The 20,404-nt window shown below is 65.8% G+C and carries 23 protein-coding genes; 5 read left to right on the top strand and 18 right to left on the bottom strand.

Features of this window, described 5'->3' with window-relative positions; translation table 11 throughout:
* Positions 1-60: 60 nt before the first annotated feature.
* Together clpA and clpS are read right to left on the bottom strand one after the other, a co-directional pair.
* Positions 61-2,361 carry an ATP-dependent Clp protease ATP-binding subunit ClpA gene (clpA, locus tag ACL58G_RS27330; RefSeq protein ID WP_056127106.1) on the bottom strand — a complete coding sequence of 767 codons (2,301 nt, stop codon included), beginning with the start codon at positions 2,359-2,361 and terminating at the stop codon, positions 61-63.
* A complete protein-coding gene (clpS, locus tag ACL58G_RS27335; RefSeq protein WP_027864722.1) occupies positions 2,358-2,660 on the bottom strand; it encodes an ATP-dependent Clp protease adapter ClpS in 303 nt (100 codons plus the stop codon). The genes clpA and clpS overlap by 4 nt, the downstream gene beginning before the upstream one ends.
* A 326-nt stretch (positions 2,661-2,986) precedes the next feature.
* Between clpS and cspE the strand changes: the two genes are divergently transcribed.
* Positions 2,987-3,190: a transcription antiterminator/RNA stability regulator CspE gene (cspE, locus tag ACL58G_RS27340; protein ID WP_036165387.1), complete on the top strand. Its 204-nt coding sequence runs from the start codon at positions 2,987-2,989 to the stop codon at positions 3,188-3,190.
* Positions 3,191-3,324: 134 nt separating this feature from the next.
* Here cspE and icd read toward each other — a convergent pair whose 3' ends face one another.
* Positions 3,325-4,578 carry an NADP-dependent isocitrate dehydrogenase gene (gene icd / locus ACL58G_RS27345; RefSeq protein ID WP_413389074.1) on the bottom strand — a complete coding sequence of 418 codons (1,254 nt, stop codon included), beginning with the start codon at positions 4,576-4,578 and terminating at the stop codon, positions 3,325-3,327.
* A 173-nt stretch (positions 4,579-4,751) separates the two neighbouring features.
* Between icd and ACL58G_RS27350 the strand changes: the two genes are divergently transcribed.
* Both ACL58G_RS27350 and ACL58G_RS27355 read left to right on the top strand, forming a co-directional pair.
* Positions 4,752-5,318 (top strand): pseudouridine synthase, encoded by a 567-nt coding sequence (locus ACL58G_RS27350; RefSeq protein ID WP_413387409.1) that lies wholly within the window; start codon positions 4,752-4,754, stop codon positions 5,316-5,318.
* A gap of 134 nt (positions 5,319-5,452) precedes the next feature.
* A complete protein-coding gene (locus ACL58G_RS27355; RefSeq protein ID WP_440963780.1) occupies positions 5,453-5,665 on the top strand; it encodes a hypothetical protein in 213 nt (70 codons plus the stop codon).
* A 269-nt stretch (positions 5,666-5,934) separates the two neighbouring features.
* On the opposite strand, the gene rpsT is transcribed toward ACL58G_RS27355, so the two are convergent.
* The gene (gene rpsT / locus ACL58G_RS27360; RefSeq protein ID WP_036237481.1) at positions 5,935-6,201 is read right to left on the bottom strand and encodes a 30S ribosomal protein S20; all 267 of its coding nucleotides are present in this window, start codon (positions 6,199-6,201) and stop codon (positions 5,935-5,937) included.
* A gap of 178 nt (positions 6,202-6,379) precedes the next feature.
* Here rpsT and murJ point away from each other — a divergent pair, with 178 nt between their 5' ends.
* Positions 6,380-7,924 carry a murein biosynthesis integral membrane protein MurJ gene (gene murJ / locus ACL58G_RS27365; protein WP_440963781.1) on the top strand — a complete coding sequence of 515 codons (1,545 nt, stop codon included), beginning with the start codon at positions 6,380-6,382 and terminating at the stop codon, positions 7,922-7,924.
* Here the strand turns inward: murJ and ACL58G_RS27370 are convergent.
* Genes ACL58G_RS27370 through gspG form a run of 11 tightly spaced genes read right to left on the bottom strand, consistent with a single transcriptional unit; the run spans position 7,917 to position 17,511 of the window.
* The gene (locus tag ACL58G_RS27370; protein WP_440963782.1) at positions 7,917-8,645 is read right to left on the bottom strand and encodes a type II secretion system protein; all 729 of its coding nucleotides are present in this window, start codon (positions 8,643-8,645) and stop codon (positions 7,917-7,919) included. The two genes, murJ and ACL58G_RS27370, sit on opposite strands and share 8 nt — an antisense overlap.
* Positions 8,632-9,012, bottom strand: coding sequence for a type II secretion system protein (locus tag ACL58G_RS27375; protein WP_413346053.1), 381 nt, complete (start codon positions 9,010-9,012; stop codon positions 8,632-8,634). Before ACL58G_RS27375 ends, ACL58G_RS27370 begins: the two co-directional genes overlap by 14 nt.
* A 4-nt stretch (positions 9,013-9,016) precedes the next feature.
* The gene (locus tag ACL58G_RS27380) at positions 9,017-9,496 is read right to left on the bottom strand and encodes a type II secretion system protein (RefSeq protein ID WP_413387405.1); all 480 of its coding nucleotides are present in this window, start codon (positions 9,494-9,496) and stop codon (positions 9,017-9,019) included.
* 7 nt (positions 9,497-9,503) lie between these two features.
* The gene (locus tag ACL58G_RS27385; RefSeq protein ID WP_440963783.1) at positions 9,504-11,636 is read right to left on the bottom strand and encodes a secretin N-terminal domain-containing protein; all 2,133 of its coding nucleotides are present in this window, start codon (positions 11,634-11,636) and stop codon (positions 9,504-9,506) included.
* A complete protein-coding gene (locus ACL58G_RS27390; protein WP_440963784.1) occupies positions 11,633-12,226 on the bottom strand; it encodes a hypothetical protein in 594 nt (197 codons plus the stop codon). Before ACL58G_RS27390 ends, ACL58G_RS27385 begins: the two co-directional genes overlap by 4 nt.
* Positions 12,223-12,804 (bottom strand): hypothetical protein, encoded by a 582-nt coding sequence (locus ACL58G_RS27395; RefSeq protein WP_413387399.1) that lies wholly within the window; start codon positions 12,802-12,804, stop codon positions 12,223-12,225. The genes ACL58G_RS27390 and ACL58G_RS27395 overlap by 4 nt, the downstream gene beginning before the upstream one ends.
* Entirely contained in the window at positions 12,801-13,352 is a 552-nt protein-coding gene (locus ACL58G_RS27400) for a PilN domain-containing protein (RefSeq protein ID WP_440963785.1), read from the bottom strand. The genes ACL58G_RS27395 and ACL58G_RS27400 overlap by 4 nt, the downstream gene beginning before the upstream one ends.
* Positions 13,349-14,170 (bottom strand): hypothetical protein, encoded by an 822-nt coding sequence (locus ACL58G_RS27405; protein WP_440963786.1) that lies wholly within the window; start codon positions 14,168-14,170, stop codon positions 13,349-13,351. The genes ACL58G_RS27400 and ACL58G_RS27405 overlap by 4 nt, the downstream gene beginning before the upstream one ends.
* Positions 14,163-15,863, bottom strand: coding sequence for a GspE/PulE family protein (locus tag ACL58G_RS27410; RefSeq protein WP_440963787.1), 1,701 nt, complete (start codon positions 15,861-15,863; stop codon positions 14,163-14,165). Before ACL58G_RS27410 ends, ACL58G_RS27405 begins: the two co-directional genes overlap by 8 nt.
* Positions 15,860-17,047: a type II secretion system F family protein gene (locus ACL58G_RS27415; RefSeq protein ID WP_440963788.1), complete on the bottom strand. Its 1,188-nt coding sequence runs from the start codon at positions 17,045-17,047 to the stop codon at positions 15,860-15,862. The genes ACL58G_RS27410 and ACL58G_RS27415 overlap by 4 nt, the downstream gene beginning before the upstream one ends.
* A 20-nt stretch (positions 17,048-17,067) precedes the next feature.
* The gene (gene gspG, locus ACL58G_RS27420) at positions 17,068-17,511 is read right to left on the bottom strand and encodes a type II secretion system major pseudopilin GspG (protein WP_440963789.1); all 444 of its coding nucleotides are present in this window, start codon (positions 17,509-17,511) and stop codon (positions 17,068-17,070) included.
* A 472-nt stretch (positions 17,512-17,983) separates the two neighbouring features.
* On the opposite strand from gspG, the gene ACL58G_RS27425 reads away from it, so the two are divergent.
* On the top strand, positions 17,984-18,244 hold the full coding sequence (locus tag ACL58G_RS27425) for a hypothetical protein (RefSeq protein ID WP_440963790.1): 261 nt from the start codon (positions 17,984-17,986) through the stop codon (positions 18,242-18,244).
* Here ACL58G_RS27425 and ACL58G_RS27430 read toward each other — a convergent pair.
* The 3 genes from ACL58G_RS27430 to ACL58G_RS27440 form a co-directional block, all read right to left on the bottom strand.
* Complete coding sequence (locus ACL58G_RS27430) at positions 18,199-18,963, bottom strand: LuxR C-terminal-related transcriptional regulator (RefSeq protein WP_440963791.1); 765 nt, start codon at positions 18,961-18,963, stop codon at positions 18,199-18,201. The two genes, ACL58G_RS27425 and ACL58G_RS27430, sit on opposite strands and share 46 nt — an antisense overlap.
* Before the next feature lie 2 nt (positions 18,964-18,965).
* Complete coding sequence (locus tag ACL58G_RS27435; RefSeq protein WP_413344154.1) at positions 18,966-19,649, bottom strand: winged helix-turn-helix domain-containing protein; 684 nt, start codon at positions 19,647-19,649, stop codon at positions 18,966-18,968.
* Between the two features lie 192 nt (positions 19,650-19,841).
* Entirely contained in the window at positions 19,842-20,402 is a 561-nt protein-coding gene (locus ACL58G_RS27440) for an NF038129 family PEP-CTERM protein (RefSeq protein WP_440963792.1), read from the bottom strand.
* Positions 20,403-20,404: the final 2 nt, after the last annotated feature.

The following is a 20,404-nucleotide window of genomic DNA, read 5'->3' on the forward strand; positions in this document are numbered from 1 at the left end:
CGTTCAGTCTTAACTGAACGGCATTACCGCACGAGGCGGGCTTTTCGTCAGAGCGATCGTTTATTCGATCTCGACGGTCTCGACGGGCTCCGGCGGCGGCGGGACGTCGCCTTCCGGGAACTCGAGGAACACGTCGTCCTTCTCGTTCAGGTCGACCGTGACACGGCCACCGTTCACGAGACGGCCGAACAGCAGTTCGTCGGCCAGCGCCTTGCGGATCATGTCCTGGATCAGGCGCGACATCGGACGGGCACCCATCAGCGGGTCGAAACCTTTCTTCGCGAGGAACTTGCGCAGTTTCTCGGTGAAGACGGCTTCCACCTTCTTCTCGTGCAGCTGCTCTTCCAGCTGCATCAGGAACTTGTCCACGACGCGCAGGATGATGTCCTCGTCCAGCGCGCGGAAGCTGATGATCGCATCCAGGCGGTTGCGGAACTCGGGCGTGAACATGCGCTTGATGTCGGCCATCTCGTCGCCCTGCGCCTTCGAATCCACGAAGCCCACCGAACGCTTGGTCAGGCTTTCCGCACCTGCATTCGTGGTCATGATGATGATCACGTTGCGGAAGTCCGCCTTGCGGCCGTTGTTGTCGGTCAAGGTGCCATGGTCCATCACCTGCAGCAGGATGTTGAAGATGTCCGGATGGGCCTTCTCGATTTCGTCCAGCAGCAGCACCGCATGCGGCTTCTTGGTGATGGCCTCGGTCAGCAGGCCCCCCTGGTCGAAGCCGACGTAGCCCGGCGGCGCACCGATCAGGCGCGACACGGCGTGGCGCTCCATGTACTCGGACATGTCGAAACGCACCAGCTCGATGCCGAGGATGAACGCCAGCTGCTTCGCGACTTCCGTCTTGCCGACGCCGGTCGGACCGGAGAACAGGAACGAACCGATCGGCTTGTCCTGCTTGCCGAGGCCGGCGCGGGCCATCTTGATCGCGGCCGACAACGCTTCGATGGCCGGGTCTTGCCCGAACACGACGTTGCGCAGGTCGCGGTCGATGGTCTGCAGCTTGCTGCGGTCGTCCTGGTTGACGGTCTGCGGAGGAATCCGCGCGATCTTCGCGATGATGTCCTCGATCTCGGTCTTGCCGATGGTCTTCTTCTGCTTCGACTTCGGCAGCACGCGCTGAGCCGCACCCGCTTCGTCGATCACGTCGATCGCCTTGTCCGGCAGGTGACGGTCGTTGATGAAGCGAGCAGCGAGCTCGGCCGCGGTCGACAGCGCCGACGCCGAATACTTCACGCCGTGGTGCTCTTCGAAGCGCGACTTGAGGCCGCGCAGGATCTGCACGGTCTGCTCGACCGACGGCTCGTTCACGTCCACTTTCTGGAAGCGGCGGGACAGCGCGTGATCCTTCTCGAACACGCCGCGGAATTCCGTGAACGTGGTCGCGCCGATGCACTTCAGCTGGCCGTTCGCGAGGGCCGGCTTGAGCAGGTTCGATGCGTCGAGCGTGCCGCCCGATGCGGAACCGGCGCCGATGATCGTGTGGATCTCGTCGATGAACAGGATGCCGTTCGGCGTGTCCTTGAGCTGCTTCAACACCGCCTTCAGGCGCTGCTCGAAGTCGCCGCGGTACTTGGTGCCGGCCAGCAGTGCGCCCATGTCCAGCGAATACACGACGGCATTCTGCAGGATCTCGGGCACGTCTTCCTGGACGATGCGCCATGCCAGGCCTTCGGCGATCGCGGTCTTGCCGACGCCGGCCTCGCCCACGAGCAGCGGATTGTTCTTGCGGCGGCGGCACAGGATCTGGATCACGCGATCCACTTCCTCTTCGCGCCCGATCAGCGGATCGATGCGGCCATCGGCGGCAGCCTTGTTCAGGTTCGTGGTGAACTGATCCAGCGGGCTTTCCTTGGCCTGGCCTTCGACCTGCGCTTCTTCCACGCCTTCCGACGCCTTCTGGCTATCGATCTGCTGGTCCTTGCGCACGCCGTGCGAGATGAAATTGACCACGTCGAGACGGGTCACGCCCTGCTGGTGCAGGTAGTAAACGGCATGCGAGTCCTTCTCGCCGAAGATCGCCACGAGCACGTTCGCGCCGGTGACTTCCTTCTTGCCGTTCGACGCCGACTGGACGTGCATGATCGCGCGCTGGATCACGCGCTGGAAGCCCAGCGTCGGTTGGGTGTCGACTTCGCCGGTACCCGGCACGGTCGGAGTGTTATCGCCGATGAAATTCGTCAAGGTCTTACGCAGGTCTTCGATATTGACCGCGCACGCACGCAGGACTTCAGCGGCCGACGGGTTGTCGAGCAGCGCCAGCAGCAGGTGTTCGACCGTGATGAACTCGTGCCGAGCCTGCCGCGCTTCGACAAAGGCCATGTGTAGAGATACTTCCAATTCCTGCGCAATCATACTTCCTCCATCACGCACTGCAGGGGATGGCCTGCCTTGCGCGCATGCGTTAATACAAACTCCACTTTGGTACACGCTATATCTTTGGAAAACACGCCGCACACCCCTTTACCATGGCGGTGTACAGAAAGCATGATCTGCGTCGCCGTCTCGCGATCCTTGTTGAAGTACTCCTGGATGATGGCGACCACGAACTCCATCGGCGTGTAGTCGTCATTGAGCAACGCCACCTGATACAAGGGAGGTGGCTTGACTGTCTGCCGCTCCAGCAGCTGTTCGGTATCGTGCTTGGTTGCCATAGGGGTATTCTAAATTGCTTTCGATCTTCGTGTGTGCGGAAACTAACGCTCAGGGTAATCCCATTTGCTTTCCATCTTACGCGTTTTCCAGTTGGAGTGCAGATGGCGGTTCCATTGCCAAAATCAAGAGGTTGATTTTCAGCCACTATGTTAATTTTTACAACGCGTGTTCAAAACCGCTTGACTTACAGGATTCTTGCGCCAACAATGCAGTTATTGACATGTACTTATGTACTTGTTGATAAGAAGTGAGCAGGCTGAGGAGGGGGCAAGAAGCTTCTTGCTTTTATGGCTCGTGTGATTTGTTTTTAATCGAAGGTTATTTTATGGCAACAGGTACTGTTAAGTGGTTCAATGATTCCAAAGGTTTTGGCTTCATCACCCCTGATGACGGCGGCGAAGATTTGTTCGCGCACTTCTCCGCGATCAATATGAACGGTTTTAAGACCCTCAAAGAAGGTCAAAAAGTCCAATTCGAAGTCACGCAAGGCCCGAAAGGCAAGCAAGCTTCTAACATCGTCGGCGCGTAAGCACCCTCCGGAAGCAAAGAACCCCGCTTCGGCGGGGTTTTTTTTATGGTCCCGCCGCCACGCATCATCCCTCTCCTGGAAACAAAAAAGCCCCGTACAAATACGGGGCTTGATCTGCGTCAATAAGACCGCGTTTACATATTCTCGATCATCACGTCGCCGAAGCCCGAGCACGACACCTGGGTCGCGCCTTCCATCAGGCGCGCGAAGTCGTAGGTAACGCGCTTGGACGCGATCGCCTTCGCCATCGAGCTGATGATGAGGTCGGCCGCTTCCGTCCAGCCCATGTGGCGCAGCATCATCTCGGCCGACAGGATCAGCGACCCCGGGTTCACGTAATCCTTGCCCGCATACTTGGGCGCCGTGCCGTGCGTCGCTTCGAACATCGCGACGGAGTCGGACATGTTCGCGCCCGGCGCGATGCCGATGCCGCCGACCTGGGCCGCCAGCGCGTCCGACACATAGTCGCCGTTCAGGTTCAGGGTGGCGATCACGCTGTACTCGGCCGGACGCAGCAGGATCTGCTGCAAGAACGCATCCGCGATCGAATCCTTGACGACGATGTCCTTGCCCGTGCGCGGGTTCTTGAACTTGCACCACGGGCCGCCGTCGATCAGCTCGGCACCGAATTCGCGTTGCGCCAGCGCATAGCCCCAGTCGCGGAAGCCGCCCTCCGTGTACTTCATGATATTGCCCTTGTGGACAATAGTGACGGACGGCTTGTCGTTGTCGATCGCGTACTGGAGCGCCTTGCGCACGAGGCGTTCGGTACCCTCGCGCGACACCGGCTTGATGCCGATCGCGGAGGTCTCCGGGAAGCGGATCTTGCGCACGCCCATCTCGCGGGTCAGGAACTCAATGACCTTTTTCCCTTCAGGCGACTCGGCCGCCCATTCGATGCCGGCATAGATGTCTTCCGAGTTTTCGCGGAAGATCACCATGTCCGTCTTGTGGGGCTCGCGCAGCGGCGACGGTACGCCGGTGAAATAGCGCACGGGGCGCAGGCAGACGTACAGGTCGAGTTCCTGGCGCAGCGCCACGTTCAGCGAGCGGATGCCGCCGCCGACCGGCGTCGTCAGCGGGCCCTTGATCGACACGACATACTCGCGCACGCAGTCCAGCGTTTCGGTCGGCAGCCAGACGTCCGGGCCATACACCTGCGTCGACTTCTCGCCGGCAAACACTTCCATCCACGCGATCCTGCGCTGGCCGCCGTATGCCTTCGCGACGGCCGCGTCGACGACCTTCAGCATCACCGGGGTGATGTCGACGCCGGTGCCATCGCCTTCGATATAGGGAATGACCGGCTGGTCGGGGACGTTCAGCGAGAAGTCCGCGTTGACGGTAATCTTTTGACCATCGGTAGGTACTTTGATATGTTGATACATCATGTTCTCCGAAGTGGGCACGCGGCGGCGGCGGACCGCCAGGTCTGCGATCTCCATTAGAATAGTGGGCTGGCCGTCGTCTTGTCTAAGACGCAACACTGGCACAACATTATGCACCAGTATTGATCGCGACGGGCCAGAGGCTCGCTATTTTGCTCCAAAATCCATCCTTCATGTCCCTCATCCTGTTCAATAAACCCTTCCAGGTGCTGTGCCAGTTCTCGCGCGAGGACGAGCGCGAAACCCTCGCCGACTACCTCGACATCCCGAACATTTATCCCGCCGGCCGGCTCGACGCCGACAGCGAAGGCCTGATGCTGCTGACCGACGACGGTCGCCTGCAGCACCAGATCGCCCATCCGGACCACAAGGAAGCGAAGACTTATCTAGTACAACTGGAGGGGATCGCCGACCGCGCCACCCTCGACCGCCTGCAGGCGCCGATCGACCTGGGCGACTTCATCACGAAGCCGTGCCGCGCCGCGCTGATCGCGGAGCCGGAGTGGCTGTGGCCGCGCAACCCGCCCATCCGCGTGCGCCAGGACAAGCCGACCAGCTGGATCGCGATCACGCTCGAAGAGGGGAAAAACCGCCAGGTGCGCCGGATGACGGCCGCCGTCGGCCTGCCCACGTTGCGCCTCGTGCGCTCGAGCATCGGGCCGTTTTCGCTGGCGACGCATCCGCTGCTGCCGGGCGAGTGGATGGAAGTGCCGGCCGCTGCCGTGGGCGGGAAGCGGTGACACGCTTGAGGCAGATCAACCTTTCCAAACGTTAATGTAGGATGGGCAGAAAACTGTCAACCGGCAATTCCTAGGCACCGTTAAGGGGACAGATTCACCGTTGTGGATCACCTTCTTCTTTAAAGGAACCCGAAATGTCCAAACTGATCGCTGGCCTGGTTGCTTCCCTGTTCGCCGTTTCCGCTTTCGCCGCCCAGGCCCCGGCCGCAGCCGCAGCCGCCCCGGCCGCATCGGCCACCGCCGAGCAGCCCGCCGCACCCGCGAAAAAAGTGAAGAAGCACCACAAGAAGGCCAAGAAGGCCGCCGCAGCCGACGCAGCCGCTCCGGCCGAATCGGCAGCCAAGTAAGCGAGCGCTCGACGCTCACCCAGGCAGCCTGCGGGCTGCCAAAAGGCAGCCAACCCGGGCTGCCAAAAGGCAGCCAACCCGGGCTGCCTTTTTTGTTGCCAAAGACCGGGGTCAGAGCCCGGTTTTTGGCAACAGCCTTTAGTCAACAGAGAATTCGGGCAACAAAAAACCCGCCGGACTTGCGTCGGGGCGGGTCGTCGTTATTGAGTCCCCCGGACTCAATAACTCCATGCGCAGCCGGGGCCGCGCGGGCGTTGCTGTCGGGTGTATTAAGCCGACAGGGCCTTGATGGCGGCAGCCAGGCGGCTCTTGTGGCGAGCGGCCTTGTTCTTGTGGATGATTTTCTTGTCAGCGATGCTGTCGATGGTCGACACGGACTGCTGGAAGATTTGCGAAGCAGCGGCCTTGTCGCCAGCCTGGATGGCCTTTTTGACGGCCTTGATTGCGGTACGCAGGGTCGAGCGCTGAGCCGAGTTGTGTGCGTTTTGCTTGACTGCTTGACGAGCGCGTTTGCGCGCCTGTGCGGTATTTGCCATGGAATTTCCTAATCGGGGTCAAGTTGCGTTTGCAAACATTCAAACCGGCCCATTCCAGTGCCTGCCAAACGAGTGTCTGCTAACAGAATTCAATACAGCCCTCGATTATAGCGAAGGTTTCATCGAAGGGCAAATCCTGGTTCGTTTTTGTGCAATAGCCCAGCTATAATCGCGGGCTATGAACCTACTCAAGACCCTGGCAGCCATCTCGAGCATGACGATGCTGTCCCGTATCACCGGCCTGTTGCGCGACTCCCTGTTTGCCCGCGCGTTCGGCGCCAGCGATTATACCGACGCCTTCAACATCGCCTTCCGCCTGCCCAACCTGCTGCGCCGCCTGTTCGGCGAGGGCGCGTTCTCGCAGGCGTTCGTGCCGATCCTGGCCGAGTACAAGAGCCAGAAAGGCGACGCCGCCACCCGCACCCTCGTCGACCACGTCGCCAATACGCTCGTGTGGGCGACGCTCGCGACGAGCCTCGTCGGCATCATCGGCGCACCCGTCGTCCTGTACGTCATCGCCAGCGGCCTCGAAGGCCCCGCGTTCGACGCCGGCGTCGTCATGACCCGGCTGATGTTCCCGTACATCCTGTGCATGTCGTTCGTCGTGCTGGCCGGCGCCGTGCTGAATACCTGGCGCGAATTCAAGATTCCCGCGTTCACGCCCGTGCTGTGGAACCTGTCGTCGATCTTCTTCTCGCTGTTCATGGTGAAGTATTTCGACGTGCCGATTTATTCGATGGCGGTGGCCGTGATGGTCGGCGGCGTGCTGCAGGTCGGTATCCAGATCCCCGCGCTGAAGCGCATCGGCATGCTGCCGCGCCTGTCGATCAATCCGTTCGCCGGCCTGTCCGACCCGGGTGTGCGCCGCATCCTCAAGAAGATGGGCCCGGCCGTGTTCGCCGTGTCGGCCGCGCAGATCAGCCTCCTCATCAACACGAACATCGCGTCGCGCCTGGGCGCCGGCAGCGTCTCCGTGCTGCAGTACGCGGACCGCCTGATGGAGTTCCCGACCGGCATGCTGGGCGTCGCACTGGGCACCGTACTGCTGCCCAGCCTGTCGAAGGCGAATGCCGACGGCGATCCCGCCGAATACTCCTCCCTGCTCGACTGGGGCCTGCGGTTGACGTTCCTGCTCGCGCTGCCGGCCGCCGTCGGCCTCGCGACCCTGGCCGAACCGCTGATCGCCACCTTGTTCAACTACGGCGCGTTCAACGCCCGCGCCGTCACGGCCGCCACGGCGCCGCTGATGGCCTATGCGGCCGGGCTGCTCGGCATCATCCTCGTCAAGATCCTGGCCCCGGCCTTCTATGCGCGCCAGGACATCCGCACGCCGGTCAAGATCGCCATCGGCGTGCTCGTCGCGACGCAGTTGATGAACCTCGTGTTCGTACCGGTACTGGGCGTCGCCGGCCTCGCGCTGTCGATCGGTCTCGGTGCGTGCATCAACGCGAGCTTCCTGTTCACGGGCCTGCGCCGGCGTGCGATCTACGTGCCGCATGCGGGCTGGCTGCCGTTCTTTTTCAAAGTCGTCGTGGCCGTCGCGCTGATGGGCGCCGTGGCCTGGTTCAGCCAGGCGCAGCTCGACTGGGCCGCACTGCGTGCCCATCCCCTGCTGCGCGCGGGCGCCCTGTTCCTCATCATCGGCGCCTCCGCCGTCGTGTATTTTGCCGTGCTGCTGGCGCTGGGCTTCCGGCCGCGCCACTTCATGCGCCGCGCTAAGTAGCCGGGGTAGCCTGGCGGTTCTCCGCCTCGGGCTCTTTCTCTTCCTTGTCAGGAGGCGGCGCATCGGCGCCCGGCGCATCCACGCCGGGCGCATCCACGCCGGGCGCCGATGGCGGCGGCGCGTCCCGCTCGGGAAACAGCGACGGCTGCTGCGGCGTGCCCGCGGGCGGGTCCTGGAACAGCGACGGCTGGCCGGGCATCTGCGGCTTGCCCTGCGCGAGGACCTGCCCCTGCATCAGCGCCTGTCCGGTCGCCGCGAACTTCCAGTCCGACACGTGCTGCTTGTTCTCGAAACCGGAAAAGCGCTTGTCGAAATTCGCCACCTTCAGCGGCTTCGCCTTCGACAGGCTGTACACCGCCAGCACGCCGCGCCGGTCGCCGGGATTGGCCCACACGATGCCCCACTCGGCCTTGCCCGTCAGCGGGTCGACGAAGATCTTGCGCAGATGCCGGCGCACGCCGGGAAAACGCGGATCCTTCAGCAGTTCCTGCAGCGACGGCGGCTGCGCCGGCTGGCCCTTCGGCGTCGCTTCGGCGTACGTGCGCAGCGCTTCGCCGAACGCGGCGCCGATGTCCAGCAGTTCTTCCTCGGCGGCCGCGCGCCGCAGCAGCGCGTCGACCTTCAGTGTGGCCGCGCCGACGAGGCCGATCACGGTCACGAGGATGATGAGGCCGAGGTAAGTAAAACCGCCCTCGCGCCGCGGCGTCCTACCATTCCGCATACGGCTTGCCGTTGCGGCCCGTGCCCGGCGCGCCGCTGTGGATGTCGTGGATGCCGCCCTTGTCGCCATCTTCGGGCGGGACGACCGTCCAGGCCGAATCGCTGTCCGCGATCGGATCGAACGGCAGCGCCGGCAGGTATTTTTTCTCGACGAGCTGCTGCAGCGAATCCGGGTAGCGCCCCGTGTCCTCGTAAAACTGGTCGATGACGGCACGCGTGTTGCGCAGGTTCTCGGCCAGGATGGTCTCCTTGGTGCTGTCGACCTTCGGGAAGAAACGCGGCGCCGCGAGCGTGAGCAGCAGCGCCACGATGCCCAGCACCACCAGCAGTTCGATCAGGGTAAAACCCCGTTGTCGTTCGAGGTTCATGTCTTCACCAGCGGTTGTAGGGGATGCCGTTCAGCCCGACCTTGCCCGAGGTCGAGTAGACGTCGTACACGTCGTCGCCCTCTTTCGGCTCGTCCGGCTCGCTGGCGTAGCTGCGCTTGCCCCACGTCTCGGCATCCTTCAGGTCGGGGTCGCCGTTGAACGGGTCGCGCGGCAGGCGGCGCAGAAAATAAATCTTCGCCTTCTTCGGGCTGCGCTGGTCCGGCACGCCCTCGACCAGCACTTCCAGCTTCGGCGGATAACCGCTGGCGCCGGCCTGGCGGGCCACGCGGCCTTCGTCGCCGGCCTTCTTGTAGGCGTCGAGGGCGGCGCGGATCTCGCGCAGCGCCACGCGCAATTCCTGTTCGTGGCGGCGCTGCAGCGCGATCTGCGCGGTCGGCACCACCAACGTGCCGAGCAGCGCCAGGATCGCGAGCGTGACGAGCAGCTCGATCAGGGTAAAGCCGCGCCGGCGCCGGGTGCTCATCGCACGCTTACTTCTGGTTCGGGAACGCGGCCTGCGACGCCGGCACGCGGTTGGCCGCCGGCTGCACGGGCCGCATTGGCGTCACCTCCGGCTGCGGCAGCGGCGTGATGTCGATCGCGGGCGCGGCCGGCAGTTCCGACGGCGAGCTGGAGGCCGGCGCGGGCGGCAGCGTGCCGGTCCTGCCGACGCTGGTGGCCGGCACCATGCCGGTTTCGCCAATCACGGGCAACGGCGTGGGCAACGGCGCCGGCGGCTGTGGATGCGACTGCGCGGCGGGCGGCTGCATGGCGCCGGCGGGCGGCACCGGCGCGCGCGCGGGCGCAGCGGCCGGCGCCGCGCGCGCACCCTGCGCCGGAATCTGCACCGGCGTGCGCACGTTCGTGTCGGGACGGCGCCGGAAGCTGGCCTCCGTGCCGGCGCTGAATTCGGAGCTCGATGCCGGCGGGCGTTGCAGGGTGCGGATCAGGTGCGGCGTGATCGACAGCACGACCTCGGTCTTGTTGCGCGTGTCCTGCTGGCTGCCGAACAGGCGGCCCAGTATCGGCAGGTCGCCGATGCCCGGCAGCTTCGTGCTGCTGGAGCGGTCTTCGTTCTTGATCAGGCCCGCCAGCACCTGGTTCTCGCCATCCTTCAGCTGCAGCATCGTGGAGGCCGAGCGCGTGCCGATGCGGTATGCCGTCGTGCCGCCCTTCGTCGTGACCGTGTCGACCAGGTTGCTGACTTCCAGCGAGATACGGATGCCCACTTCGTTGTTCAGGTAGATCGTGGGCTCGACATCCAGCTTCAGGCCCACGTCGACGTAGTTCACGGACTCCGACGCGAAGCCGCCCACGCCCGACGAGATGGTCGTCGTGATGGTCGGCAGCTTGTCGCCGATGACGACCTTGGCCTTTTCCTTGTTGCGCACGCGGATGCGGGGCGCGGCCAACGTGTCGGAATCGCCGTCCGTCTTGCTGGCCGTGATCGAACCGGCGACACCGGTCACGCCGATCGTCGTGCTGTCCAGGTGATGCAGCTGGTCGATCGTGATCGCGCCGCCGGCCGCCGTCGTCAGCGGCGCGAACGACAGGCTCGTGGGCCAGTCGATGCCCAGGTCGAGCAGGCGGTTGCGCTGCACTTCCAGCACCTCGACGTCCAGCATCACCTCGGCCTCCGGCACGTCCTGCAGCGCCACGAGCTGCGACGCCAGCTTCACGGCCTCCGGCGTGTCGCGCAGGATCACGAGGTTGAGCTTCTCGTCCACGACGACGTCCTTCGATTTCAGGATCGTCTTGAGCGTGTTGCCGATCGACTTCGCTTCCGCATTGGCCAGGTAGAAGGTCTTTACCGTCATCTCCTGGTATTCCTTCTGCTTGGCCGCGATGTTCGGGTAGATCAGGATCGTGTTGCCGTCCATGACCTGGCGCTCCAGCTGGTTCGTCATCAGGAGATAGTACACGGCCGCTTCCACCGTGCTGTTCTTCAGGAAGACCGACGCGCGCTGGTCCGTCTTGACGTCCTTGTCGAACAGGAAGTTCAGGCCCGAGTGGCGCGCGATGACTTCGAAGATCTGCTTGATCGGCGCGTCGCGGAATTCCAGGTTGATGGGCGTGCGGAACGCGGCCGCCAGCGCCGCCTCGGGGGAATTCGCCGCGATCTTGTCGTTCACCTCGGCCAGCAATTGACGCGCCGGTTCGTGCGTCGGGCGCTCCGTCAGGATGGCGGTCAGCTTCGTTTTCGCCGTGTCGTAATCCTTGCGCTCCAGCGCGGCGCGCGCTTCTCCCATCAACACACCGTGACGGCGGTCGGCATCCACCTGGCGCAGGCCGGCGCGGGCGCGGTCGTTGAGCGGATCGATCGCCAGCACGCGCCGGTAGTCTGCCACGGCCAGGTCGACCTTGCCGTCGGCCAGTTCACGGTCGGCCTGCGGCAGCAGGCGGTTCGTGGCGGCGTCGCGGGCGCGCAGGTACGCGGACTTGTACTGGACGTTGGTCGGATCGGCGGCCAGCGCTTCCTGGTATTTGGTAAGCCCGGCCTCGACCTTGTCCTGGGCCACGAGCTCGTTCCCTTCGCGGTAGGCCATTTGGGCCGCGCAGCCGGACAGCAGGATGGCGAGCAGCGCCGGGAGCAGGCGCCGGGCCAGAGTTGGGCGAGCGATCAATCGAATACTCCAATATTAAGCTGCTGAACCTGGTTCAGCGGCAGATAGGTCAGGGTCAGGACCGGCGGCGCGATGGACTCGACGCGATACGTCCCGTCGATCACGGCCCCCTTCTCGCGCACGACGTACGTGCGGTCGCCGCGCGCCAGGTAGACTTCCCAGGCGCCGTCGCCGACCGACTTGCCGATGAAGGTGAACGGCAGCGGCGGCGCGGTGGGCGGCGGTGGCGGTGGCGCGGGTTGCGGCGGCGGCGGCGGCGGGGGTGGCGGCGTCCAGTCATGGCGCCCGAACGGACCGGCGCCATTCTGCCCCTGGCCGAACGCGGCGTCGCCGTCCCCGATCAGCGTGTCGCGCGGCACCAGCGCGAGGATCGGCTGTCCCGCGGGCGCATCGCCGGCCTTGGCCGCGGGCACGACGGGCACCGGCGCCGGCACGGCCGTGCGCACGAGCGCCGCCTTCGCGACGGGACGCTCGACCGGCTCGGCGATGTCGCCTTGCGGCGCCCGGTCGCCGAACGCGGCCAGCAGCGCGGCGCCGACGAGGGCCAGCGCGAGGATCGCGTGGCGCGGCTTGATGTCGGCCTTCTTCATGACGGATCCGTCCCGTCGCGCAGGTACAAGGTCAGCTTCAGGCGTGCGTCCACCGTCGCGTCGCCGATGGCGTCGCGGTGGAAGGTGATCTCGTCCAGCGACGCGAACGGAATCGCGCGCAGCGCCGCCATCGCGAACTGCCAGATCGCCGCGTAGCTGCCTTTCACCGGCAGGTTGACCTGGTACGTGTACACCTTCGCATTACGGTCATAACCCGGCTTGTACTCGCCCTGGCGCAGCACGAGGCCCGACCTGGCCGCGAGGTCGAACAGCGTCTTGACCTGCTGCTCGGCGCTGCCGCGCACGCCCAGTGCGCCGTAGAAGGCGGCGAGGTTGTCCGGAGCCTGCGGGGGCACGGGTGCAGGCGCGGATGCAGGTGCGGTGGCCACCTGCGCCTTTTGCTTCGCCTGCGCGGCGCGTGCCTCCTGCGCCCGTTCCATCGCCCACACGGCATGCAGCGTCCACGCCAGCGCGCCGGCCATCACGAACACGAGGATGCCGGCCGCCGCCACGAGCGGATTCGCGCGCAGCAGCACCAGGCGCAGGCGCAGCAGGGGCGACGTCAAAGTCGTCTTCATCGCGGAGACCTCCACTGCGCATCGATCTGGAAGCGGATCGGCCGGTTCGCGTCCTGTTCGTTGATCTCGTGGCGCGCCAGCAGGACGGTCGTGAACCACTCGACGCGCTGCAGCGCCTCGACGTAGGCGATCATGTCGTCGCTGGTCTTCGCTTCCGCCGTGATACGCACGCTGCTCTTCCTGGCGTCCGGTTCCAGCGCCAGCAGCGCGATGGTGGCGGGCGTCGCCGCCTGGACGGCGTCGTGCAGGCCGCGCCACGGGAGGTTCAGCTGCTGCACGGACGCGTTCACGGCACCGGCCTGCGCGGGCGGCACCGTGCGCGCGGGCGCGGCGACGGGCGCGCGCGCGACGGCGCGTGCCTGCGCCTGCGCGACCTGCGCCGTCCGCTCCGCTGCCACGCGCTGCAGGCCGCGGTATTGCGCGACAGTGCTCGCGAGCGGCCCCGCCAGTGCCAGAGCGGCGATCAACAGGCTCCACGTCCCGCGCGGCGCCCGGTGCCACGTGCGCGCGAGGCTGGGCGGCGCGAAATCGATGCGGACCTTCTTCATGGCGCCCTCCCCGTCAGCGCGAGCCGGGCGCAATCGGGCCACAGCGGATCGGTTTCGTCCTCGAACAGCGTGCAGGCGAATTTCAGCCGGCCCGCGCTGCTCGCCCAGCCTTTCGGCGCCGGGCCGCAAATCTGCAGGCGCTCCGGCCGCGACAGGCCCACGCGCAGCGCCTCGCGCGCCACGTGGCCCTCGAGCCAGTCGCGGTCCGCGCCAGCCGGGATCGGCGCCGTGCGCACGGCCGCGAGCAGGTCGCCGTCGAACGCGGCAATACTCAACACGCCGCCGTGCACGACGCCGAACCACGCGCCCGCGCGGCGCACGCGGCGGTGCTGGTTCAGTGCGGCGACGAATTGCGGCACGATCTCGACCAGCCTGAAACGCTGGGAGATTGCTGCCGTCGTCAGTTGTTCGAGCAGGGACAGCGGCACCGCGGCCGCGAGGAACGGGCGCGCCGCATCCCAGTCCGCGCTGATGCTCCAACCGGACACGCCGCCGCCGAACAGCGCCTGGTAGCGCAGCATGGCCGCCGCTTCGAGGTCGGCGAGGCGCGTCGCGCCTTGCGGTGGCGTCACCTGCCACAGGCGCGCGAGGTCGTCGGCCAGCACCACCGTCACCGGCAGGCCGGCCACGTCATGCTCGCCCAGCAGCATGCCCAGCGCCGCGCCGAGCGACACCGGATCGGCGCCCGTCGCCGCCACCTGGCCGAGCAAGCGCGCGCGCTCGTGCGGCCAGATGCTGGTGCGCACGAGCGCCAGCGCGTCGGGCGCGATGCCGATGCGCAGCGACTGGCCGAAGCTCGACTTGAAACCATTAAGCATGCAGCGTGACCCTCCGGATTTCCTCGATGGTGGTGGCCCCGCGCTTCACGAGATCCAGCGCCGCGAGGCGCAGGCTGCGCGTGCCGTTGGCGGCGGCGGCGGCCTTGATGCGGCGAATCGGCTGCTTGTCGACGATCAGCTCGCGGATCTCGTCGTTCAAGGTCAGGATCTCGGCGATCGAGCGGCGGCCCTTGTAGCCGGTGCCGCGGCAATCGCCGCACCCCAGGCCGTGCATGAACTGGTAATCGTGGACGTCGGCGCGCGTCAGGTGCGCGGATGCCAGCTCGTCGTCGGACGGCGTGTACTGGACCAGGCAGCGCGGGCAGTTCATGCGGATCAGGCGCTGGGCCCAGATGCCGTTCAGCGCCGACACGAACGCGTACGGGTCGATGCCCATGTGCGTGAAGCGGCCGAACACGTCGAACACGTTGTTGGCATGGACCGTCGTCAGCACGAGGTGGCCCGTCAGCGCCGACTGCACCGCGATCTCCGCCGTCTCGCGGTCGCGGATCTCGCCGACCATGATCTTGTCCGGGTCGTGGCGCAGGATCGAGCGCAGGCCCTTCGCGAACGACAGGCCCTTCTTTTCGTTGACGGGAATCTGCAGGATGCCCGGCAGCTGGTATTCGACCGGATCCTCGATCGTGATGATCTTTTCGCGGCCGTTGTGGATCTCGGTCAGCGCCGCGTACAAGGTCGTCGTCTTGCCGGAGCCCGTCGGCCCCGTCACGAGCAGCATGCCGTACGCCTCCTGCGCGAGCATGCGCAGCGTCGCCAGCGACGGCGCGTCGAAGCCCAGCGCTTCCAGCGTGAGCGAGCCGTACGCTTCGATCATCGCGCGCTTGTCGAGGATACGGATGACGGCATCCTCGCCGTGGATGCTCGGCATGATCGACACGCGCAGGTCGATCTCGCGCCCGGCCGATTCGACGCGGAAGCTGCCGTCCTGCGGGATGCGGCGCTCGGCGATGTCCAGCTCCGCCAGCACTTTCAGACGCGAGATGATGTGCTCCGCCAGTTCGATGCCGCCGACGGACGCCGCGTGATCGAGCACGCCGTCCACGCGGTACTTGACGGCGAGACCGCCCGCGGTGCTTTCCAGGTGGATGTCGGAAGCACCGGCTTTCAAGGCGTCGTACAGGGTCGAGTTCACGAGCTTGACGGCGGGGCTCGCGGCTTCGGACACCGACGCGAACGACAGCACCGTCGCGCTCTTGCCGTCGCGGCGATCATGCAAATTCGCGCCGCTGTCGCCGGCGAGCGTGTCGACGGCGCGCGCGGATTCCTCCTGCTTGCCGAGGTACGCCTGGATGTCCGATTGCAGCGCGAGGCGCAGGTGCAGCGGCGCCGCCGCCGTCGCGCCGGCCTGCGCCTGCAGCCAGGTCTGCAGGTCGAGGTCGAACGGGTCCGCGATCACGCCCGTCAGGTGTTTCGCATCGTCGCGCAGCAGCACGCAGTGGCGCGCGAGCGCCTGCGCCAGCGGCAGCAGGTCGAACGCCGGCTGCTGGCCGAACATCTCCGGCGTTTCCATCGTGGCGAGGCCGAACGGCTCGGCGAGCAGGCGTACGATCTCGCGCGGCTCCAGGCCCGACAGGCCCTGCAGCTCTTCGACGAGGGAACGGCGCGATTGCCGGCTCTGGGCGCGGGCGCGCGCCAGCAATGCGGCATCCAGGATTGCTTCCGGCGCGTTCACGACATGTCTCCGGCGAGGTCGAAAATGGGCATGTACAACAGCACGACGATGGCGCCGACGACGAGGCCGATGGCCGCCATCAGCAGGGGTTCGAAAGTACGGGTGAAGCGGTCGATCCAGCGGCCGATCTCGCCGTCGTAGAACGCGGCCGAGCGCGTGAGCATCGTACCCATCGAGCCCGTGCGCTCGCCCACGCGCAGCATGCGCAGCGAGATCGGCGTCGTCAGGCCGTTCGCCTCGAACGCGTCGGACATCGGCCGTCCCGCCTCGATCGCGGCGCGCGCCGCTTTCAGGCCGCCGGCGATACCGGGCGACACCATGCCCTGCACGGTGTCGATCGCGTTCACGAGCGTGATGCCGCCTTCGTTGAGCATGCCCAGCGTGAGGTAGAGGCGCGAGAGTTCATAGATGCGGGCGCGCTCGCCGATGCCGGGCAGCTTCGCCAGCAGGCGCGCGGCGCCGCCCTGTTTCAGCGCGCGCCGGATGGCCCACGCGGCCAGTGCGACGAACGCCGCGAAGCCGATGAAGAGCCCCGCCGCATGCCGGCCCGCGAACTGGCCCCAGTCCAGCATCAGGCGCGACATCCACGGCAGGTTGCGGCCCGCGCCCTGGTACACCTCGGCGAAGCGCGGCACCACGTACGACATCAGGAAGATCGACACGCCGCCGCCCACGAGCAGCAGGATCGCGGGGTAGATCGACGCGCTGACGACCTTGGCGCGCACGGTGTCGATGCGCTGCTGGTATTCGATATAGCGTTCGAGCGCGCGCGGCAGGTCGCTGGTTCCCTCGGCCGCGCGCACGATGCCCACGTACAGCGGCGGGAACAGCGCGGGCTGCGCGGCCATCACGGTGGACAGGCGCTTGCCTTCGCGCAGGCCGGCCAGCAGCCGTTCCAGCACGCTGCGCGTGGCGGGACTGGCTTCCTTTTCCAGCAGCGCTTCCAGGCCTTCGACGATGCCCAGGCCCGCCGTCAGCAGCGCGAGCAGCTCCTGGCTGAACAGCACGAGCGACAGCTTGCCGCCGCGCTGGCGCCGCAGCAGCGGCGCCTGCACGGGTTCGATCGCGCTGACGAACAGCCCGCGCGCCTCGACCTGGCGGCGCGCGTCCGCCTCGTCGAGGGCGTCGACGAGCACGCTGGCGATGCGCATGTCGGGCGCAAGGGTGCGAACCGCGAACTGCATGGGAGCGACAGGCCGGAGCGTTATTGGGAGCTGATGTCGGCGTTCTCGCCTTCGCCGCCCGGCTGGCCGTCCTTGCCGAGCGAGAGTACTTCATACTCGCCCTTCGTGCCGGGCGCGCGGTACTGGTAGGCATGGCCCCACGGATCGAGCGGGACACCCTTCTTCAGGTACGGGCCGTTCCACTTGCCGGACGCCGTCGACGGCGCCGTGAGCAGCGCGGCCAGGCCCTCTTCCGTCGTCGGATAGCGGCCGACGTCGAGGCGGTACGTGTCCAGCGATTTTTCGAACGCTTCGATCTGGGCCTTGGCCACGGTGACCTCGGATTTGCCCAGTTGGGAGAAATATTTCGGGCCGACGTAAGCCGCCAGCAAACTGATGATAACGATAACTACCAAGAGTTCAAGCAGGGTAAAACCAGCCTGACGGACCCGCGCGGCGGTGTCCTGGTTCTGCGCACGATACATCCAACCGACTCCTCTATTGCTTTAGTGTAAAGCCATGCATGAAGGCTACCATGGCCCCGTCATGGCGACAAATCATTTTCCTGCATCGATCGTCGGTCGAATTCGCAAACGGATTTCTTTTTCGCAAAATTTTAACCTTCTTCTGCTCGCCTGAACACTGTTGCGCAATTGTTCCCCCATCCCTCGGGTCAGAGGTGACGGAATGCCTAGCATACCTCGTTATCTGTGTGAAATCCTTTATGTTTTTTCGTTAATGGCGGAAGGATTTGTGTCGTTTTCGCGCGAATTTTTCTCGCTTTCATTTAAAGTTTCCGTGCGGATATTTCCCAACATCATCGCTTATCTTCGCTTATTTCCGCACGAAAATCTTTCGAAATGACAATATTTGCACGAAATTAACAACAAAAATATTGAGCTACGGAAAAACTGCCGTTACAGTGACGCATCGATGAGTTTTGCGTTGCCTTGAATCATGAAAATCTCCGCTTTCCGTACCGCTATCGCCGTCACCCTCGCCGCCACGCTCGCCGCCTGCGGCAGTGGCGCCCAGATCGACCAGCCGGTCCAGACCGCCGCGATGACGGGCAGCGCCGCCCAGGTCGCCTCGGCCAATTCGCCCGCGCCGGATTGCGCGGCCGATGGCTGCAAGGGCCTGCGCATCATCGACGCGAACGCCGAAGCCTACCGCTACGAAGCCATGCGCCGCGCGGCGGCCGACGCACCGCAGTCCTGATCGTCCCCCAGCAGCCGTAGATCCATGCAGCGCGCCAGCGCGTGCGCCCGGTTGTTGACGCCGAGCGTGCGGTAGATCCGCTGCAAATGGTTCTTGACGGTCAGCGCGCTGATCCCCAGCAGCCTCCCCATCTCGTCATTGCTCTTCCCCGCCCGCAGCCAGCCGATGATCTCGGTCTCGCGCGCGGAGAGCGCACGTGCCGGCGCCCCGTCCACGGCCGTCCGCGCCGCCGGCAGGCGCCCCAGCGCCAGGTGCAGGTGCGGCAGCAGCAATTCCAGGAAATACGCGTGACGCGCCGTCGGCCGCACCGCCAGGCCGAACAGCAGAAACACGCTGCCCCCGGCGCTCGTCGGCCCCGTGCCGTGCGCGAGCACATTGTCGAAGCCCAGCCGCAGGATCTCGTCGCCCAGGCCGTCCGGCGCCGCGCGCGCATCGATCGCGACCGTTAGCCGCCCACCCCGCGCGATGCGCAGCGCCAGGTCCGTCAACGCCTGCTGCGCCCCCGGCGCCAGCACGGTGCCGTGCAGGCAGTCCACCCGTGTGAGGACACCGCCATGGCCGAATTGCAGGCACACGAGCACCCGGTGCGGCAGCAGCGCCTGCACCTGGCCCTGGGTCCACAGGAAGAACTGGTGCGGGCCGGCCACGCGCAGGCCGGACTCGATGGCGCACAGCAGGTATTCCTGCTCCTGGCGGCTGAGGATGACGACGGGGTCCACGGTCAGGCGACGAAGCGGTAGCCGGTGCCGCGCACCGTCTCGATATGCTCCTGGTGACCGCTCGGCTGCAGCGCGTGGCGCAGGCGGCCCACGTGGGCGTCGACCGTGCGCTCCTCCAGCACGGCGTGCCGGCCCCAGACCTTGTCCAGCAATTGCGAGCGCGTGTGCACCCGCTCCGGATGGTGCATGAGGAAGTTTAGTAAACGGAATTCGACGGGTCCCAGCGCGACGGGGCTCGCGCCGGCCACCACGCGCTGCGTGTACGGATCGAGGTGCAGGCCGGCCATCTGCACGGCATCGACGGACGCATGCGGCGCGCGCCGGCGCAGCACGGCCTGCATGCGGGCCAGCAGTTCGCGCGGGTTGAACGGTTTCGTCAGGTAATCGTCGGCGCCGGCTTCCAACGCGAGGATCTTGTCGTGCTCCCCTGCCCGCGCGGAGACCATGATGATGGCGATTCCGCGCGTGCGCGCCTGCGCGTGCAGGCGCCGGATCAGCGCTTCGCCCGACTGGCCGGGCAGGTCCCACTCCAGCAGCAGCATGTCGGGGACGGCATCGTCGAGCAGGACGAGCGCCGACTCGGCGTCCGCGCACAGGCGCACGTCGTGGCCGGCACGGGTCAGGTTCAGTTCGAGCAGCTGGCGGACGGCCGGGTCGGGGTCCGCCACGAGGACATGTGCGCGCATATAAGATCCTTGTCTCGGCGACAACAGGATCGAATATGCACTAAGCAAAGTCCTCTGAACAATATGATTTCTATTGGAAATTCATATGTTTATCGAATAAATCGACGCCCCGTCGTTCCCGCGGATGCGGGAACCCATGCCGGGCTGGCTTAACACGCTCAGCATGGATCCCCGCGTGCGCGGGGATGACGTTCAGGCCCGGCGCCGCTGCATCGCCCCCAGCAAGACGAGACCCGTCGCGACGATCAACCAATCCGCCGGCTCCGGCACCGGATTCACGGTCGCGAAGCCGGGATCGACGGCAATCGCCGCCGGCTCGCCCGCCACCAGGCTGATCTGCGCCGCCTGGAACGACAGGTAGTCGCCCACGCTGTCCAGCAGGCTGACGGACAGCCCGATGCTGCCGCCGTCCGTCGGCGCGCCGCCGAACGTCACGTCGAAGCCGAATTTTCCACCCAACGTGATCGACTGGAAGAACTCCGAGAACGCGTCGCTCGAGAACGTGTACGAGCCGCCCGACTGCACCACGTTGTCGAGCGACGGCGTGCCCGTGAAGGCGCCGTCCAGGCCGCTGATCGTCGCCGTCAGCACCGCGCTCGTGGCGAACGGCAGGAAGTCGATCTGCATGTAGCCGTCGCCGCTCGTACCCGTCGTGTCGAGGGCCACGTGATAGACCGGGGTCGCGCTCGCGGCGCCGGCCAGCAGGGACAGCGCCAGCAGCGCGCGGGAGAAAAAGGTTTTCAGGTTCATCATGT

It is taken from the genome of Massilia sp. GER05 (assembly GCF_052056005.1).
Lineage (GTDB): Bacteria > Pseudomonadota > Gammaproteobacteria > Burkholderiales > Burkholderiaceae_D > Telluria > Telluria orientalis.

What these genes read in the sequence shown, in the direction of transcription:
- ACL58G_RS27395 (WP_413387399.1), bottom strand. Translation starts at nt 12,804, where the DNA reads ATGAAGACGACTTTGACGTCGCCCCTGCTGCGCCTGCGCCTGGTGCTG.
- cspE (WP_036165387.1), top strand. Translation starts at nt 2,987, where the DNA reads ATGGCAACAGGTACTGTTAAGTGGTTCAATGATTCCAAAGGTTTTGGC.
- ACL58G_RS27425 (WP_440963790.1), top strand. Translation starts at nt 17,984, where the DNA reads ATGAAAATCTCCGCTTTCCGTACCGCTATCGCCGTCACCCTCGCCGCC.
- ACL58G_RS27350 (WP_413387409.1), top strand. Translation starts at nt 4,752, where the DNA reads ATGTCCCTCATCCTGTTCAATAAACCCTTCCAGGTGCTGTGCCAGTTC.
- icd (WP_413389074.1), bottom strand. Translation starts at nt 4,578, where the DNA reads ATGTATCAACATATCAAAGTACCTACCGATGGTCAAAAGATTACCGTC.
- ACL58G_RS27390 (WP_440963784.1), bottom strand. Translation starts at nt 12,226, where the DNA reads ATGAAGAAGGCCGACATCAAGCCGCGCCACGCGATCCTCGCGCTGGCC.
- ACL58G_RS27405 (WP_440963786.1), bottom strand. Translation starts at nt 14,170, where the DNA reads ATGCTTAATGGTTTCAAGTCGAGCTTCGGCCAGTCGCTGCGCATCGGC.
- murJ (WP_440963781.1), top strand. Translation starts at nt 6,380, where the DNA reads ATGAACCTACTCAAGACCCTGGCAGCCATCTCGAGCATGACGATGCTG.
- rpsT (WP_036237481.1), bottom strand. Translation starts at nt 6,201, where the DNA reads ATGGCAAATACCGCACAGGCGCGCAAACGCGCTCGTCAAGCAGTCAAG.
- ACL58G_RS27415 (WP_440963788.1), bottom strand. Translation starts at nt 17,047, where the DNA reads ATGCAGTTCGCGGTTCGCACCCTTGCGCCCGACATGCGCATCGCCAGC.
- clpS (WP_027864722.1), bottom strand. Translation starts at nt 2,660, where the DNA reads ATGGCAACCAAGCACGATACCGAACAGCTGCTGGAGCGGCAGACAGTC.
- ACL58G_RS27435 (WP_413344154.1), bottom strand. Translation starts at nt 19,649, where the DNA reads ATGCGCGCACATGTCCTCGTGGCGGACCCCGACCCGGCCGTCCGCCAG.
- gspG (WP_440963789.1), bottom strand. Translation starts at nt 17,511, where the DNA reads ATGTATCGTGCGCAGAACCAGGACACCGCCGCGCGGGTCCGTCAGGCT.
- clpA (WP_056127106.1), bottom strand. Translation starts at nt 2,361, where the DNA reads ATGATTGCGCAGGAATTGGAAGTATCTCTACACATGGCCTTTGTCGAA.
- ACL58G_RS27440 (WP_440963792.1), bottom strand. Translation starts at nt 20,402, where the DNA reads ATGATGAACCTGAAAACCTTTTTCTCCCGCGCGCTGCTGGCGCTGTCC.
- ACL58G_RS27370 (WP_440963782.1), bottom strand. Translation starts at nt 8,645, where the DNA reads ATGCGGAATGGTAGGACGCCGCGGCGCGAGGGCGGTTTTACTTACCTC.
- ACL58G_RS27355 (WP_440963780.1), top strand. Translation starts at nt 5,453, where the DNA reads ATGTCCAAACTGATCGCTGGCCTGGTTGCTTCCCTGTTCGCCGTTTCC.
- ACL58G_RS27400 (WP_440963785.1), bottom strand. Translation starts at nt 13,352, where the DNA reads ATGAAGAAGGTCCGCATCGATTTCGCGCCGCCCAGCCTCGCGCGCACG.
- ACL58G_RS27380 (WP_413387405.1), bottom strand. Translation starts at nt 9,496, where the DNA reads ATGAGCACCCGGCGCCGGCGCGGCTTTACCCTGATCGAGCTGCTCGTC.
- ACL58G_RS27375 (WP_413346053.1), bottom strand. Translation starts at nt 9,012, where the DNA reads ATGAACCTCGAACGACAACGGGGTTTTACCCTGATCGAACTGCTGGTG.